The following is a 17,641-nucleotide window of genomic DNA, read 5'->3' on the forward strand; positions in this document are numbered from 1 at the left end:
CAAGTCATCAGATGACCATATCTTTGAGGGGGGTATGTACATGAAGGTAACACTATTTGTAACATGTCTTGTAGATATGTTCGAAACAAATGTGGGGAAAGCAACAGTGGAGTTATTGGAGCGGCTTGGTTGTGAAATTGATTTTCCTACAGCTCAAGTATGCTGTGGTCAACCATCTTACAATTCAGGGTATGTTGAGCATACGAAAGCAGCTATTAAAAAAATGATAGAAATATTTGAGGCAGCAGAAGTTGTTGTTACGCCATCAGGATCCTGTGCAACAATGTTTCATGAATATCCTAAAATTTTAAAAGATGAGCCAGGTTGGTCTGCACGTGCAAGACTACTGGCTGAAAAAACGTACGAACTGACTGATTTTATCGTTAATGTATTAAAGGTAGAAAATGTCGGTGCTAAGTTGACTGGAGAAGCAACTTATCATCCTTCATGCCATATGACACGTTTATTAGGAATTAAAGATGCACCCTATACACTTTTATCGAACGTAGAGGGACTAGAAATGAAACCCTTACCTTATGCATATAATTGCTGTGGCTTTGGGGGGACATTCTCTGTGAAAATGGGGAATATTTCGGAACAAATGGTTGATGAAAAAGTAGATGCGGCAATCTCTACAAACGCTCAGATTTTAGTAGCATCTGACGGCGGATGCATTATGAACATTGCAGGACGAATGCAACGTAGACAGGTGCCAGTGAAAGTAATGCATATTGCAGAAGTATTAAATTCACATTAAGGGGTGAGCATATGGCTGTAAAAATTACGGATGGGAATTTTAAAGACAAAGTAAAAGATAATTTACAAGATGACTTTATGCGCGGTGCAGTGTCTGGTGCACAGGATCGCCTTCGTTCTCGCCGATTAGAAAACGCTGAGGAACTTGGAAACTGGGAAGAATGGCGCTCTCACGGAGAAGAAATTCGCCAACATGTACTTGAAAATCTCGATTATTATTTACAAGAGCTTTCAGACAACGTCCAAAAGCTTGGTGGTCACGTTTTCTTTGCACAAACGGCTGATGATGCTAATCGTTATATTGAAGAAGTTGTAAAAAAGAAAGAAGCAAAAAAAATCGTTAAATCAAAATCAATGGTTACTGAAGAAATCGGCCTAAATGCAGTATTAGAAAAAGCTGGTTGTACTGTGATTGAGACTGATTTAGGGGAATATATTTTACAACTTGACGAACACGACCCTCCATCCCATATAGTCGCACCTGCTTTACATAAAAACAAAGAACAAATTCGTAAGGTGTTCGAAGAGAAGATAAATTATAAAAAATCTAATGATCCAACAGAATTGGCAAGACATGCACGGGAAACATTACGTAACGAATTTTTAACAGCAGATGTTGGTATTACAGGTTGTAACTTCGCTGTTGCTGAATCTGGTTCGATTAGTTTAGTAACAAATGAAGGGAATGCACGTTTAGCTACAACTGTGCCAAAAACGCAAATTACGGTTATGGGTATGGAGCGCATTGTGCCTACGTTCGAAGAATTAGAAGTACTCGTTAGTTTGTTGACTCGAAGTGCTGTTGGGCAAAAACTAACGAGTTATATCACGGTATTATCAGGTCCACGCCGTGAAGGAGATGCTGATGGTCCTGAAGAATTCCATCTCGTCATCGTAGATAATGGTCGTTCAAAAATTCTAGGTACAGAATTTCAATCAGTATTACAATGTATTCGTTGTGCAGCATGTATAAATGTATGTCCTGTATATCGGCATATTGGAGGTCATTCATATAACTCAATTTATCCAGGACCAATAGGAGCTGTATTGACGCCGTTACTTGCAGGATATGATGACTTTAAAGAACTGCCTTACGCCTCTACATTATGTGGTGCTTGTACGGAAGCATGCCCAGTGAAGATTCCGTTGCATGAGTTACTACACAAGCATCGACAAATAATAGTAGAAAATGAAGGTAAGGCACCAATTTCTGAAGGTTTGATGATGAAGGCATTTGGTATTGGGGCAGCCTCTAATCCGCTATATACAACGGGAACGAAAATCGCAACAAAAGTTATGAAGCCTTTTATGAAAGACAAAGAATTTATATCAAAAGGGCCGGGACCATTAAAAGAATGGACGATGATTCGCGAATTCCCTGCACCAAAAAATGAACGCTTCCGCGACTGGTTTAAAAACCGTGAAGGAGGAGACAAGAAATGATCCAACAACGTGCACCATTTATAAAAAATATCGCAACAGCACTTGGCCGTGAAATGAATACAACAAAAAAGCCTGAACGACACTGGAAGTACAATCCGCAAGCAAAAACACTTACTGATTTATCTCAAGATGAGCTAGTGCAAGTGTTTCAGAAACAATGTAACAATATTCATACAGACTATATTGAAACAACTGCAGACAAATTAAAAGAGGTGTTAGCAAATCGTGTAGATATGTATGGAGGTGGACCTGTTTCTATCTGGAAAGATGAACGCTTCGACACATTCGGTCTACGTAATCTACTGGTAGAAGAGTGGCCACAAGCAAGTGTTGAGGTAAATGAATGGGATATAGAAAATGGAGATGACAATATTAAACTTGCAGAAAAGGCGAATGTGGGTATTACATTTAGTGATATAACACTTGCCGAGTCTGCAACAGTTGTATTATTTTCAACGGGCGGTCAAGGACGATCAGTCAGTTTGCTTCCACAAACCTATATTGCGATTATTCCAAAAAGCACAATTGTTCCAAGAATGACGCAAGCAGCACAAATTATCTCTGAAAAAGTGCAAAGCGGGGAAACAGTACCACCATGTATTAATTTTATATCTGGACCAAGTAATTCGGCTGATATTGAGATGAATCTTGTAGTTGGTGTTCATGGACCAATAAAAGCCACTTATATAATAGTAGAGGATCGATAATTAAAAACATGTCTACAGTTACATTTGTAGACATGTTTTTAATTTCATAAAATTTGATGTATTCTGTGTTAAAATGAAAAAACAACATTTTCGAGAGTGCTTATGGCATTTAGAAAAAGGTCATAAATATAACTTATCACATACTATAATATTAATGTAATTTACTTATGTATCTAATTAGTATATTATTGTTGGTGGAGAAAAGAAGCTATTATAAAAGCCTTTTCATTAGTTAATTAGAGGGGGAACCAACCTATGGCAATCAAAAACTTGCATAACAGCCGTGCTTCATTCGAGGTAAATGGTAAACAGTATAACTTCTACCGTTTAGCCGCTATCGAAGAAGCTGGTATCGCAAAAGTATCACGCCTTCCTTATTCAATCAAAGTGTTATTAGAATCTGTTTTACGTCAATACGACGGCTATGTAATCAAAGAGGATCATGTTGATCAATTAGCAAAATGGGGCGCTGATGTAGACCCTAATGCTGAAGTTCCTTTCAAACCATCACGCGTAGTACTACAAGATTTCACTGGTGTACCAGTAGTTGTTGACTTAGCATCTCTACGTTCTGCTATGAAAGAAATGGGCGGAGACGCTAACGAAATTAACCCTGCAATTCCAGTTGACCTTGTAATTGACCACTCAGTACAAGTTGACAAATACGGTACTGCAACAGCTTTACAAGCTAACATGGACCTTGAATTTGAACGTAATGCTGAGCGTTACAACTTCTTAAAATGGGCTCAAACAGCTTATGACAATTTCCGTGCTGTACCTCCAGCAACTGGTATCGTTCACCAAGTTAACCTTGAGTACTTAGCTCCAGTTGTACACGTGAATGAAAACGCAGACGGAACTTTCGAAACATTCCCAGATTCAGTGGTTGGTACTGACTCACATACTACAATGATCAATGGTATCGGCGTACTTGGATGGGGTGTAGGTGGTATCGAAGCTGAAGCAGGTATGTTAGGTCAACCTTCATACTTCCCAGTTCCAGAAGTAATCGGTGTTAAATTAACAGGCGATCTTCCAAACGGAACTACAGCTACTGACTTAGCTCTTAAAGTAACTCAAGTACTACGTGCTAAAGGTGTAGTAGGTAAATTTGTTGAGTTCTTCGGTCCTGGGATCCCTCAATTACCATTAGCTGACCGTGCAACAATTTCGAACATGGCTCCAGAATATGGTGCTACATGTGGTTACTTCGCAATTGACGAAGAATCGTTAAACTATATGCGTTTAACTGGACGTGACGAAGAGCACATCCAAGTTGTTGAAAAATACTTGAAAGAAAACAACATGTTCTTTGACCCTGAATTAGAACCAGTTTACACTGACGTTGTTGAAATTAACCTTGCTGAAATCGAGCCTAACTTATCAGGTCCTAAACGTCCGCAAGATTTAATTCCACTATCAAACATGAAAAAACGTTACCACGAAGTAGTAGTAGCTCCTTCAGGTGTTCAAGGTTTCGGTTTAACTGAAAAAGAATTCGAAAAAACTGCAACTGCTAAATTCGCTGAAGGCGATGTAGAAATCCCTGCAGGTGCTGTAGCAATCGCTGCAATCACTTCATGTACAAATACATCTAACCCTTACGTATTAATCGCTGCTGGTTTAGTAGCTAAAAAAGCTGTTGAAAAAGGTTTAACTGTTCCTAAATGGGTTAAAACTTCATTAGCACCAGGTTCAAAAGTTGTTACTGGATACTTAAACGATTCTGGTTTAACTTCTTACTTGGACGAAATCGGTTTCAACACAGTAGGTTACGGCTGTACTACATGTATCGGTAACTCAGGTCCATTACTTCCTGAAATCGAAGAAGCGATTACTTCAAATGATTTATTCGTAACTTCTGTACTTTCAGGTAACCGTAACTTCGAAGGTCGTGTACACCCACTAGTTAAAGCTAACTACCTAGCATCACCACCACTTGTTGTTGCTTATGCATTAGCTGGTACTGTAGATGTAGATCTTCAAAATGATTCATTCGGTAAAGACAAAGATGGCAACGATGTATTCTTCGCTGATATCTGGCCTTCAACTGAAGAAATCAACAATGTTCTTAACAAAGTTGTAACTCGTGATTTATTCCAAAAAGAATATGCTCGCGTATTCGACGAAAACGAAAAATGGAATGAAATTGAAACATCAACTGATTCTCTATACACATTTGATGAAAAATCAACTTACATTCAAAACCCACCATTCTTCCAAAACCTTGCACCAAAACCAGAAGACATTAAAGGACTTTCTGGCTTACGTGTACTTGCGAAGTTCGGTGACTCTATCACAACTGACCACATCTCTCCTGCAGGTGCGATCGGTAAAGATACACCAGCTGGTCAATACTTACGTGCTAACGGTGTAGAACCACGTAACTTCAACTCTTACGGTTCTCGTCGTGGTAACCACGAAGTTATGATGCGCGGTACTTTCGCTAACATCCGTATCCGTAACCAAGTTGCTCCAGGTACAGAAGGTGGTTACACTACTTACTGGCCAACAGGCGAAGTTGAGTACATTTACGATGCAGCTATGAAATACGCTGAAAATGGCACTGGTTTAGCTGTACTTGCTGGAAAAGATTACGGTATGGGTTCTTCACGTGACTGGGCTGCGAAAGGTACTAACCTTTTAGGCGTTAAAACAGTTATCGCTGAATCTTACGAGCGTATTCACCGTTCAAACCTAGTAATGATGGGTGTTCTTCCACTACAATATGTTGATGGACAAAACGCTGAATCTTTAGGCTTAACTGGTAAAGAAGAAATCTCAGTTAATATCGCTGAAGGCGTTAAACCTCAAGATATCTTAACTGTAACTGCTAAAGCTGAAGACGGTTCTGTTAAAGAATTCAAAGCTCTTGCACGTTTCGACTCAGAAGTAGAAGTAGACTACTACCGTAACGGCGGTATCCTACAAATGGTACTTCGTAACAAATTAACAAAATAAGTTAGGTTTGATTCTTTAAGAGTTTTCCTTTCTTGTATACATGTGTAGCGTATCTAATTAGTATGCTACACATGTATTTTTCTGTTTTCATATGGAATATAAAGGATTTTTTGAGTCAAATTGAGAAAAAAATAGTAGAGGTGTACCAATTGGAATTTATGAAAAAGAAGAGACTTCAACTTTTCGTGTCTTCACTTGCCTTCATTCTTGCTCTTAATGTGCCGGTTGCATACTTTAATACAGTTCATGCAGCACCATCAGAGCAACAGCAAGAGGACAATGAGGAAGCTGAAATAGATGAGACGGTCGTACCACAAGAAGTAATTACAATAAAAGAAACATCGGATATAGATGAACCCAAAACACAAGAAAAACAAGAAAAACAAGAAAAACAATCATCTGTAGAAACTCCCGAAAAAACTGAAACAACCGAAGAAGAAACGATTGTAGAATCACCAGAAGCTATATATACATATGTAACAGTGAATGCAGGCAGTTTATTATTCGAACCAAATAAAACTACAAAAGCTCTGTTACAATTAACTGATGCATCAACTATTTACCATGTAAATCGTGCAGATAACGATAATTGGTATGAATTATCAATTGGTCAAAGTACATATTGGGTTGCTCGTGAAAACCTAAGTGAAGCAAACATAGAAATTGTTGTTCCTGAAGTGAAAAAGACAGTTAGTATTACAACTAAAAATTCCTTCAAAATCTATAACAAGCCAAGCACAACTTCGACTGTATTAGCGAAAGGCTCACAAGCAACAAAGTTAAAAACAATCAATATTGTCGACAATTACTTCGTTGTAAACGTAGGCAATCAAATAGGTTATATCTCATTTAAAGATGTCGAATTATCGTTTAAATCGTCTGATAAAGTCGAAATCGCAAACAAATCAGTGACACTATATACAGTCGTAAATAGTAAGTTCAAAAAAATCGGTACATTAACAAAAGGTGCTATTTTTAAACCGACAAAAACAACTAGTAAGTACCATTACATTAAGAAAAGTGGCAAACAATACGCTGTTCCAATTGCTGGCACAATGCCTACAAAGAAGGCAAACTCTTTAGCCACGCTGAAATCAGCAACTTATCCAATCACTTTATATGCTGAAAAAGCATCAGCTGTGTACGATCAAAATGGCATCAAAATCGGTTCTTTAAACAAAGGACAAACTGTACATTTAAAAGGTATATCAAAAGGTCACGGTATAATTGAATATTTAGGTCAATCTGGGTATGTCGATTTAGCTAATTATTATCACAAAAACATCGTTAATCCGACAAAAAACGTCACGTATAAGGCATACTCGTACTATGTGAAAGTTTTCGCTAAATTATATCCTGAATTTACATCTCTAGAGAAAATTGGTGAGTCTGTAGAGGGAAGAGCAATTTATGCGTTAAGAGTAGGGAATGGTAAGAAAGAAATTTTAGTAGATGCAGCCATTCATGCTCGTGAACATATGACTACAAATGTAGTAATGGAAATGATAGACAACTACTCTTATAGCTACAATAAAAAGACAAGCTTTGCAGGTTATAATGTGCGTCAAACCCTTGATACAACAAGTATTTGGTTTGTACCAATGATTAATCCGGATGGTGTGACATTAGTACAAAATGGTATAAATAGTATGGCAAATAAGAATCTGATTAAGCAGATCAATAAAAGCTCAAATTACAAACGTTGGAAAGCTAATGCACGTGGTGTCGATTTAAATCGAAATTTCGATGGCGAATGGAAATATGTACCTTTCACTTCGAAAACCTATAAAGGTTACAAAGGTCCACGTGTATTCTCAGAGCCTGAATCGCAGGCACTAAAAGCTTTTGTCGAACGTCATAAATTTAAGTCCGATATTTCATATCACTCATCTGGTCAAATTCTCTATTGGTTTAACTTCCAAAATAGCGCCAACTATAAGCGTGATTTAGCATTAACACGTCAAATTAGTCGTGTAACTGGGTATTCAATCATCCCTCCTCTTTATGTTCGAGGTAGTGGATCTTCTGCTGATTGGTTTATCATGTCACAGAAAAAACCTGGTATTACTGTTGAAATTGCACCATATGCAGGTGAAGGTCCAGTTTCCCATAAACATTGGAATAATGTATGGAATAAAAACAAATCAATTGGTTTGTTAGCATCAAAAGAAGCTAGTAAACGATAACAAAAAGGCGAAGCTATTGGCTTCGTCTTTTTGTTTTAGAAGGATATAAAATTAATAGTTTGATGTCGAATTACGCTATATATAAGGCTTTTATGAGTAATTTCAGTTAGACTTCTGTATAATAGAGTTATGAGGTGAAATAAATGTTTGTTAGTAATAAAGAGATAGAAATCCGTTATGCGGAAACAGATCAAATGGGTGTGGTATACCACTCAAATTATATCATTTGGCTTGAATTGGGACGTACACAGTTAATCCATGATTTAGGATTTTCAGTGACCCAACTTGAAGCAGATGGCTATGTATCGCCAGTGATGGATATTTCCATTCAATACAAAGCTGCGATGAGATATGGACAAGTTGCGACAGTTCGAACTTGGATTGAATCCCACGGGAAGTTACGTACAGTATATGGCTATGAGGTTCTTCATGAAGATGGCACTGTAGCAGTAACCGCAAAATCAGAACATATTTTAGTGAAAAAAGAAAGTTTTAGACCGGTTTCTTTAGGAAAAGTAGACCCTATATGGGATAGAAAATATAAAGAAATTGAAAGAAAAGAAGCTTAATGGCATTAGGTGTCACTAGAGCTGAGCTGGAATTATGGAAAGAGCGTGTGATTGCAGGTGAAATCGCTTTTCTTATGCATTATTGGAAGGACGAGCGTTTCCCAGGTTGTAAAACTGTGACAAAAGCAGGTTGTGCAGACATCGAAAAACTCATCAAATGGGGAGCAAACTATGGTTTAAAACCTGAATGGATCGATTATAAGCATTACCCGCATTTCGATCTTTTTGGCGACTTTGAACGCCGGATTTTGTTAAATGAAGGGCAACTTCAGCAGTACAATCGCTTTTATGCATAACAAAAGCATGGCGCACTTGGCGCCATGCTTTTCGTTTGTTTTATTAAGCTTCTTTAGTATAATCGTATTTAATTTCATTAAGTGTTTCATCCACCAATATATGTAGATCGTGATTGTCGAAAAACCACAAATCATCTTCTTCGATGTAGAAAAGTGTGTTATTCTTTTTAACTTTAACCGCAGGATTCGTAGACTGTTCACGATTCATACCTAGTGAAAAACCTTCATGAAAAGGGCTAGAGCCACCATAACGAGCATAAAAACGAATTTGGTCCCCGTCTTCTAAATCCATTTCTTTTTCAAACCATTCTAGTGCTTCATCTGATACGATAATTTTCATGTGATGTACACTCCTTGTAGTTTACAACCATTTTACCTTAGGCTCAGTGCCTGCTTTAATACGTACAATGTTTGAACGATGTCTGTAAAAAATAAAGACAGCTAATATTGTAATGATGATTAATAAAAAATAGTCTTGCTCAAAGAACGTATATATAATAGCATAAACAAAAGCTACTACAGAAGCAAACATAGAAGAAAAGCTGACCATTTTGGATACTTTTAAGCAAAGTATGAATGCAATAAATAAGATGATGAAAATTGGCCAATGGTAACCTAGAACAACACCAGCTGAAGTGGCTACCGCTTTACCACCACGGAATTTTGCGAAAACAGGGAACATATGACCAACAACTGCAATTGCTCCGGCAATCAGAGGATGAATGCCACTATCTGCAAAGTAAGTTAGTGTTGGTAATAGCGTCGCTATCGTTCCTTTTAAGATATCCATAAGTGTTACAACAATACCTGCTTTTTTACCGAGAATTCGGAAGGTATTCGTAGCACCTAAGTTTCCGCTGCCGTGATCGCGGATATCGGTTTTATAAAATAATTTACCGATCCATAAACCTGAAGGAATTGAACCTATCAAGTATGTCAAAATGATTAATAGAATCATATTCATAAAAAAACTCCTTCTTATTTAGTAGTTGGTACTAATAGTTTATCATAATACTATATTGGTACACAATATACTCATCTTCTTAGATTAATATCTTATTCTTATTTTGCTTTAGATTCAACGTATTGGTACAATAAACTCTATATGAAATTAAATTACCGCTTGTTGACAGTAAAAGAGAAAGTGCGTAATATAATTTTAAGTGGAACGGGTGTTTGTATTTAGGGGGAATTTTTTTGACAGATAAACAAACAGTCATGTCTTACAATGATGATGCAATACAAGTACTGGAAGGATTAGAAGCTGTTCGTAAACGTCCAGGTATGTATATCGGTTCGACTGATAGCCGAGGATTACATCATCTTGTTTATGAAATTGTCGACAATGCAGTCGATGAAGCGTTAGCCGGCTTTGGTTCACATATCATTGTGAAAATTCACGAGGATCAAAGTATAAGTGTACGTGACTACGGTCGAGGTATGCCAACAGGAACGCACAAAACAGGTAAACCAACACCGGAAGTTATTTTTACCATTCTGCATGCAGGCGGTAAATTTGGACAAGGTGGCTACAAAACAAGTGGAGGATTGCACGGTGTAGGTGCTTCCGTAGTAAATGCACTATCCTCATGGCTTGAAGTCACTATTCACCGTGACGGCACAAAATATAGAATGCGCTTTGAAAATGGTGGTAAACCCGCTACTACATTAGAGAAAATAGGTACAACAAAAGAGTCGGGAACATGTATACATTTCCTACCAGATGACACTATATTTTCAGCGACAAAGTATAATTTTGACACCCTTGCTGAACGGTTACGAGAATCTGCCTTTTTATTAAAAGGCTTAAAAATCGAGCTAATTGAAGAACAAACAGGCAATCATGAAACGTATCATTACGAAAACGGTATCGAGGCTTTCGTTGCATACTTAAACGAAGAAAAAGATGTTCTACACCCAGTCAAGTATGTTGAAGGATCGCAAGACGAAATTGCAGTCGAATTCGCGTTCCAATTCAACGATGGCTATTCTGAAACAATTTTATCTTTCGTTAACAACGTTCGTACTCGTGACGGGGGCACACATGAAACCGGTGCCAAAGCAGCCATGACACGTGTATTCAATGAATATGCACGTAAAATTGGCTTATTAAAAGAAAAAGACAAGAACTTAGACGGCTCAGATATTCGTGAAGGCTTAGCGGCTATTATTTCCGTTCGTATTCCTGAAAACTTACTACAGTTTGAAGGACAAACGAAAGGAAAGTTAGGTACTAGTGAAGCGAGAAGTGTCGTAGATTCAGTTGTGTCTGAGAAATTACTATACGTGTTAGAGGAAAACGCTGAACTAAGTGCTTCCCTTGTACGTAAAGCAATTCGTGCGCAACAAGTGCGCGAAGCAGCGCGTAAAGCACGTGAAGACGCACGTAACGGTAAGAAAAACAAAAAATCGAGTGCACTATTATCTGGAAAGCTAACTCCAGCACAGTCTCGTAACGCTGCTAAAAACGAATTATATCTTGTCGAAGGTGATTCTGCGGGCGGTTCAGCAAAACAAGGCCGTGATCGTACATTCCAAGCGATTTTGCCTTTGCGTGGTAAAGTCATCAATACTGAAAAAGCAAAATTACAAGATATCTTAAAAAATGAAGAAATCGCTACGATTATTCATGCAGTTGGTGCAGGTGTAGGAGCTGACTTCACTATTGATGATGCTGCATATGACAAAGTTATCATCATGACCGATGCCGATACAGATGGTGCTCATATCCAAGTCTTATTACTGACATTCTTCTATCGCTATATGAAACCGTTAATTGAAGCGGGTAAAGTATATATTGCACTACCACCCCTTTATAAAGTTTCAAAAGGGGTAGGTAAAAAAGAAGTAATGGAATATGCTTGGACTGAAAAGGATTTACAACAAGCGATTGATAAAATTGGTAAAGGCTATATTCTACAACGCTATAAAGGTCTTGGTGAGATGAATGCCGACCAATTATGGGATACAACAATGAATCCAGAAACAAGAACATTAATCCGTGTTAAAATCGACGATGGTGCACGAGCTGAACGCCGTGTTACAACGTTAATGGGCGATAAAGTAGAGCCACGTCGTAAATGGATAGAATCAAACGTTGATTTTGGTCTAGAAGAAGACTCCAATATTCTTGACAATGAATTCATTCAAAATGAGGAGGACCTAGTATGACACAGACCGAAAGTTATCAAGATTTACCACTAGAAGAAGTCATCGGCGATCGGTTTGGTCGATACAGTAAGTACATCATTCAAGATCGTGCCTTACCTGATGCACGTGACGGTTTAAAACCCGTACAACGCCGTATATTATATGCAATGTTTATGGGAGGTAATACACATGATAAACCCTTCCGTAAATCAGCAAAAACTGTCGGTAACGTAATCGGTAACTACCACCCACATGGTGATAGTTCTGTTTATGAAGCTATGGTACGTATGAGCCAAGACTGGAAAGCGCGTCATATGCTAATTGAAATGCATGGTAATAACGGTTCTGTCGACGGTGATTCAGCGGCAGCAATGCGTTATACAGAAGCACGTCTATCTGCTATAGCAGCTGAAATGCTCCGTGACATTCAGAAAGAGACAGTAGATCTTGTACCAAACTTTGATGACCAAGACATGGAGCCTACAGTTTTACCTGCAAGATTCCCAAATCTGCTAGTTAACGGTTCTACTGGTATTTCCGCAGGTTACGCAACGGATATTCCTCCACATGCATTACATGAAGTATTAGATGCTGTATTAATGCGATTGAAAAATCCAAATGCGACTGTTGATGAGCTTATGACTGTTATAAAAGGTCCAGATTTTCCAACCGGCGGTATTATCCAAGGTGTGGAAGGAATCAAAAAAGCATATGAAACAGGTAGAGGTAAAATTATTGTTCGCGCAAAAGCGGAAATTGAAGAGCTTAAAGGTGGCAAAGAGCAAATTGTTGTCACTGAAATACCATATGACGTTAATAAAGCAAACTTAGTCAAGAAAATTGATGAAATGCGTTTAGATAAACGTCTTGAGGGAATTGCAGAAGTACGTGATGAATCAGATCGTACAGGTTTACGAATGGTTATTGAACTAAAAAAAGAAGTACCGGGAAAACCAATTCTGCAATATTTATATAAAAATACAGACCTTCAAATTACGTATAACTTTAATATGATTGCGATTTATAAACGTCGTCCAACGATGATGACATTGCCATTATTATTAGATGCATATATCGATCATCAAAAAGAAGTAGTAACAAGACGTTCTCAATTTGACTTGAAGAAAGCGAAAGATCGCCTACATATCGTAGAAGGATTGATGAAGGCATTATCAATTTTAGATGAAGTTATTCATACAATCCGTCAGTCAAAAGATAAAAGAGATGCTAAAAACAATTTGATGTTAAAATTCAAATTCACAGAAATTCAAGCTGAAGCAATTGTTTCATTACAGCTATATCGTTTAACTAATACCGATATTACGGAATTACGTGAGGAAGAAGAAGAACTAAAAGCGAAAATTGCTGAATTACAAAGCATTTTAGAAAGCGAAGCAAAACTAATAAGTGTTATAAGAAAAGAACTACAAGATGTGCGTAAACGTTTTGCTGAACCACGTCGCTCAATTATTGAAGCTGAAATTGAAGAAATAAAACTGAATTTAGAAGTTTTAATTCCAAGTGAAGACGTTGTTGTGACAGTTACTAAAGATGGTTATGTGAAACGTACAAGTCAGCGTTCTTACAATGCTTCGAATGGTAAAGACTTTGCGATGAAGGATTCCGATCATCTATTGTACGAATCCCAAATTAATACGCAACAACATCTATTGCTATTTACTAGCAAAGGACATTATATTTATCAACCTGTACATGAGCTACCAGATATACGTTGGAAAGACTTAGGTCAGCACATCTCAAGTATTGTGCCAATTGATTCGGATGAAGTAATTATCAATGCACGCGGGGTAGAAACATTTGACCCGGACGTATTTGTTATGACAATCACTAAAGGTGGACAAATTAAACGCTCACCACTGAATGAATATGTTGTTCAACGTTATTCAAAACCAATTAAAACAATGAACGTGAAAAAAGGTGACGAAGTAATTTATGCGGATCTTGTGTCGATTACAGATGAAATCATCTTGACTACTCATTTCAGTTATTCCGTGCGATTCCCAATGGAAGATGTACCTGTTACTGGTGTTAAAACTGCTGGCGTTAAAGCCATTAACTTAAAAGAAGAAGATTACATTGTAGCGGCAAATATAATCCCTGAAAATGATAAAGGTGATTTAATGCTTGTTACACATCGCGGTGCAGTGAAGAAAATGGATGTCTCTGAAATTGAAGTGAGCGGTCGTCCAAAACGCGGAGTTGTAACCGTACGCGAATTGAAAAAAAATCCACACCGCGTCTTTACAGTCATTTATGTTCATAAAGGTGACATTTTACTTGTAGAAACTGAAAAAGGTGTTCAAGAGCAAGTACATGAAGATAATTATCGTAATGCAGACCGTTACTCAAATGGTTCATTTGTTGTAGATATTGATACTGACGGTGAACTTACAAGAGTTGTAAAAATGAAGCCTACAAAATAATATATGTAACTTTACAGGAAGAAAGGAGCTCATAGTAGCTCCTTTCTTTTTAAGGAGAATAATATGTGGAAAAATCGGAATGTTTGGATTATTTTAATTGGAGAACTAATTGCAGGACTTGGATTATGGGCAAGTATTATTGGTAATTTAGAATTCATGCAAGAAAAAGTACCTTCTGACTTCGTTAAGTCACTTATTCTATCAAGTGGTTTACTAGCTGGCGTACTTGTGGGACCATTAGCTGGTCGTGTCATCGATCAATCCCGTAAAAAAACTGTGTTAATTTACTCGAGTGCTGGGCGTGTTGTAAGTGTTGTCTTTATGTTTATTGCATTAGCGACAGGATCTATTTGGTGGATGGTTGTCTTCTTAGTACTTTTACAAATTTCTGCCTCTTTTTACTTTCCAGCACTTCAAGCTACTTTACCATTAATTGTTGGTGAGAAGGATTTATTGCAATTAAATGGTTGGGATATGAATGTTTCTACAATTGCTCGTGTTGCAGGAACCGCATTAGCGGGTTTGATATTAGTATATTCGGCTATAGGTACACTTTATTTGCTCTCATTCGTAGCTTATATTGCCATACTTCTCTTTACTTTTATGTTAAAAATCCCAAAAGAAGAATCTCAAAGGACCATTCAATTTAAAGAGAATACTAAAAAGGGTAGTGGCTTTAAAGAAGTATTCCCAATGCTACAAGCTAATCTGAGTGTGAAAATGACGTTTATTTTATCGTTTATACCTCTCTTATTTTTAGGTTCATTTAATTTATTAGTCATTAAGATAAGTGAATTTCAAGATTCTGCGATGATTAAAGGGATGATTTATACTGTTGAGGGCATTTCCTTTATGGTAGGTTCCTTTGCCATCAAATATATTGGGGAGAAATGGAGTATAGAGCGAATCTTATTTGTTTGTCTCATTGTCATTGGAAGTGGGGAAATGCTGTTGTATTTTGCTGGCAGTTCGTTCCTTACATTAATAACATTTGCGTTCTTCGGATTCTCCTTAGGCTGTTTCTTCCCAACAGTAATGACGATATTTCAAAAACAAGTACCAAAAGAATTTCACGGACGCTTCTTTTCTTTCAGAAATATGCTAGATCGGATTATGTTTCAAATCGTCTTATTGTCCACAGGCGCACTACTAGATTTTATTGGACTGCAATTCATGGTACTAGTATTCGGCGCTATTAGCGTACTGACAACGTCCTATTATTGGTTACAGATTAGACGTGGTGGGGTTCAGATTGAAGCTGAGCAAATATAGCAAAAATAAAAATTAATTCTCTATATTTAAAAGGATTTTTACTTTTTTCATAGAATTCTTGAAGAAGACTACAATCTGTAAGGAGGATTACTTTGCCCCAAACATTTAGACAGTTTTTAGATTGCTATTTAGAAATCTGGAGAACATGTTCATTTGAAGAGATGAAAGCACTCATTTCCAAAGACTATCAAGCAAGAGAGGTTACTCAAAATGGGATAGCCGATTATGGTTATAGTGAATCATTAGAAGGTTGGGCTCAAGGGTTTAATTTTGTGAAAAGTAAGGAAGCAAAATGGGATGTAAGAGAAATAGGTATAGTTCCTTTAGGTAAAGATGAATACATGGCAATACTTTCAGCAACGATTTTACTCGAAGGTCAAAGTCCTCTACCAGCTAATCTGTTTTTTGAAACTTTCCGTTTTAAAAACAATGGTTGGAAACATGTTAGAAGCTACACTGAAACCGGTGTACCCTTTGAACAATTGAATGGTTTGTCTATTAATAAAACTACTGTAATGACTGAATAACATGTTAAATATGAATTAGGGTATTAAAAAAGCATTTCTGTTGAAATGCTTTTTTATTTTCAAACTGCGTTCAATAATAAAGTACCAATTATCTATTTCTTTTCATGCACCTTTACATATACAGTACCAAATAAGTTGTCATCAAAAAAAGCATCCATTTTCCACATACCACTTTCCGGTAGCGACATATTCGATGGCATACTCATATCAGCACCGTTATGAGGATTTACAGTATTTTTGCCCCCAATTAATACAATTGGATCACCACCATCTTCATGGGTAGCTAATACTTTTAATGGACGGTCTAGCTCTTCCTTCGGTCCCCAAAAATGCCACATATACTTTTGAGTTTTATCTGGATAAAACTTAACTACTTCACTTTCATCGTATATAAAGCCAAGTTTTCCTTTTTCACCAATCATCGTATATCCACCAGATTCAAATAAAGAACTTTCTTTCCAAACCTCCTTCTTATTACAACCAATAATTGTTAAGATAGTGAATATAACAAAGGTTATAATTAAACTCTTTTTTAGCACTAATATTCCACCTCCCTTATTAAACAATTATATTCTCTTCTAATTTATAAAAACCTTTAATTCCCATTTATATATAAACAGAACTTGTATAGTCGGGAATTAATAGTGCAATTTAATACTTTTAAAAATCTCTCTTTTGAAATTATAATTGAATAATTTTTCTAACTATGAAATTATTGTTAAAGATAATAAAATATTTATAAAGAGAGGTTTATATGCAGAAAAAAACAAGAATTAATGTTTGGGTATGTGTGTCAATCCTTTTTCTAATAGGTGTAAATTGGTTTTATCCTTATTCTTTTTTTAGCGTTCAAAAGACACTTTCATTTGATGCTAATAATATTGTTGTTGAAGCATACACGGAAGAATTAAATGATTTTGCGAAAAACTATGAGTTTAGTTCTGAGTTTAATTTAACTACCGAACGCACACAATATATTCTTCAAATGTATGAACAGGAATGGTTAATAAGTAAAAAGCCTGTTAGGTTGAAAATGAATGACTTAGAAGCCATCATAATGGAGGTAAAAGAAACAAGAGAAATATTACTTGAACTAGCTTTCCGAGAAACATATTCTCATGAAACAAAGGATTATCTGAAAGCAAGTATAAAAAGTTGCTTAGATCTTGAAGAAAGTATTCGATATTTGCAAAATTCTCAAAATAATTCTAGGAGTACTTTAACTAGACAATTTAGAAACATCCAAGGGGAGTTTATATCTAACTTCGATTTATATACTTCCTTCTACCAATCATATAAAAGCGATTTGCTAGAAAAGTAGCTATTTAGG

General features: G+C 36.8%; 15 protein-coding genes. 12 read left to right on the forward strand and 3 right to left on the reverse strand.

Annotated features, from left to right (window positions below; genetic code table 11):
- Positions 1–40 precede the first annotated feature (40 nt).
- The 7 genes from MHH85_RS08735 (at position 41) to MHH85_RS08765 (ending at position 8,918) form a co-directional block, all read left to right on the forward strand.
- Positions 41–757, forward strand: coding sequence for a (Fe-S)-binding protein (locus MHH85_RS08735; RefSeq protein ID WP_340706716.1), 717 nt, complete (start codon positions 41–43; stop codon positions 755–757).
- Positions 758–768: 11 nt separating this feature from the next.
- On the forward strand, positions 769–2,199 hold the full coding sequence (locus MHH85_RS08740; protein ID WP_340706717.1) for a LutB/LldF family L-lactate oxidation iron-sulfur protein: 1,431 nt from the start codon (positions 769–771) through the stop codon (positions 2,197–2,199).
- The gene (locus tag MHH85_RS08745) at positions 2,196–2,906 is read left to right on the forward strand and encodes a LutC/YkgG family protein (RefSeq protein ID WP_340706718.1); all 711 of its coding nucleotides are present in this window, start codon (positions 2,196–2,198) and stop codon (positions 2,904–2,906) included. The genes MHH85_RS08740 and MHH85_RS08745 overlap by 4 nt, the downstream gene beginning before the upstream one ends.
- Positions 2,907–3,161: 255 nt before the next feature.
- Entirely contained in the window at positions 3,162–5,867 is a 2,706-nt protein-coding gene (gene acnA / locus MHH85_RS08750; protein WP_193739707.1) for an aconitate hydratase AcnA, read from the forward strand.
- A gap of 158 nt (positions 5,868–6,025) precedes the next feature.
- Positions 6,026–8,053 (forward strand): M14 family zinc carboxypeptidase, encoded by a 2,028-nt coding sequence (locus tag MHH85_RS08755; protein WP_340708143.1) that lies wholly within the window; start codon positions 6,026–6,028, stop codon positions 8,051–8,053.
- A 143-nt stretch (positions 8,054–8,196) separates the two neighbouring features.
- Positions 8,197–8,622 carry an acyl-CoA thioesterase gene (locus MHH85_RS08760; RefSeq protein WP_340706719.1) on the forward strand — a complete coding sequence of 142 codons (426 nt, stop codon included), beginning with the start codon at positions 8,197–8,199 and terminating at the stop codon, positions 8,620–8,622.
- Positions 8,622–8,918, forward strand: a complete 297-nt coding sequence (locus tag MHH85_RS08765; RefSeq protein ID WP_340706720.1) for a hypothetical protein — start codon at positions 8,622–8,624, stop codon at positions 8,916–8,918. The genes MHH85_RS08760 and MHH85_RS08765 overlap by 1 nt, the downstream gene beginning before the upstream one ends.
- A 43-nt stretch (positions 8,919–8,961) precedes the next feature.
- Here MHH85_RS08765 and MHH85_RS08770 read toward each other — a convergent pair whose 3' ends face one another.
- Positions 8,962–9,258, reverse strand: a complete 297-nt coding sequence (locus MHH85_RS08770; protein WP_340706721.1) for a HesB/YadR/YfhF family protein — start codon at positions 9,256–9,258, stop codon at positions 8,962–8,964.
- A 21-nt stretch (positions 9,259–9,279) separates the two neighbouring features.
- Entirely contained in the window at positions 9,280–9,882 is a 603-nt protein-coding gene (plsY, locus tag MHH85_RS08775; RefSeq protein WP_340706722.1) for a glycerol-3-phosphate 1-O-acyltransferase PlsY, read from the reverse strand.
- Between the two features lie 254 nt (positions 9,883–10,136).
- Between plsY and parE the strand changes: the two genes are divergently transcribed.
- The 4 genes from parE to MHH85_RS08795 all read left to right on the forward strand — a co-directional run bounded on the left by parE (position 10,137) and on the right by MHH85_RS08795 (position 16,311).
- A complete protein-coding gene (gene parE / locus MHH85_RS08780) occupies positions 10,137–12,089 on the forward strand; it encodes a DNA topoisomerase IV subunit B (protein WP_053416754.1) in 1,953 nt (650 codons plus the stop codon).
- Complete coding sequence (gene parC, locus MHH85_RS08785; protein WP_340706723.1) at positions 12,086–14,512, forward strand: DNA topoisomerase IV subunit A; 2,427 nt, start codon at positions 12,086–12,088, stop codon at positions 14,510–14,512. The genes parE and parC overlap by 4 nt, the downstream gene beginning before the upstream one ends.
- 63 nt (positions 14,513–14,575) lie before the next feature.
- Entirely contained in the window at positions 14,576–15,784 is a 1,209-nt protein-coding gene (locus tag MHH85_RS08790; RefSeq protein ID WP_340706724.1) for an MFS transporter, read from the forward strand.
- A 92-nt stretch (positions 15,785–15,876) separates the two neighbouring features.
- The gene (locus MHH85_RS08795; RefSeq protein ID WP_340706725.1) at positions 15,877–16,311 is read left to right on the forward strand and encodes a flavoprotein; all 435 of its coding nucleotides are present in this window, start codon (positions 15,877–15,879) and stop codon (positions 16,309–16,311) included.
- Between the two features lie 92 nt (positions 16,312–16,403).
- Here MHH85_RS08795 and MHH85_RS08800 read toward each other — a convergent pair whose 3' ends face one another.
- Positions 16,404–16,850, reverse strand: a complete 447-nt coding sequence (locus tag MHH85_RS08800) for a hypothetical protein (RefSeq protein WP_340706726.1) — start codon at positions 16,848–16,850, stop codon at positions 16,404–16,406.
- 215 nt (positions 16,851–17,065) lie between these two features.
- Here MHH85_RS08800 and MHH85_RS08805 point away from each other — a divergent pair, with 215 nt between their 5' ends.
- Positions 17,066–17,632 (forward strand): hypothetical protein, encoded by a 567-nt coding sequence (locus MHH85_RS08805; protein ID WP_340706727.1) that lies wholly within the window; start codon positions 17,066–17,068, stop codon positions 17,630–17,632.
- Positions 17,633–17,641 lie beyond the last annotated feature (9 nt).

Source organism: Viridibacillus sp. FSL E2-0187, assembly GCF_038006425.1.
Taxonomy (GTDB): domain Bacteria; phylum Bacillota; class Bacilli; order Bacillales_A; family Planococcaceae; genus Viridibacillus; species Viridibacillus arvi.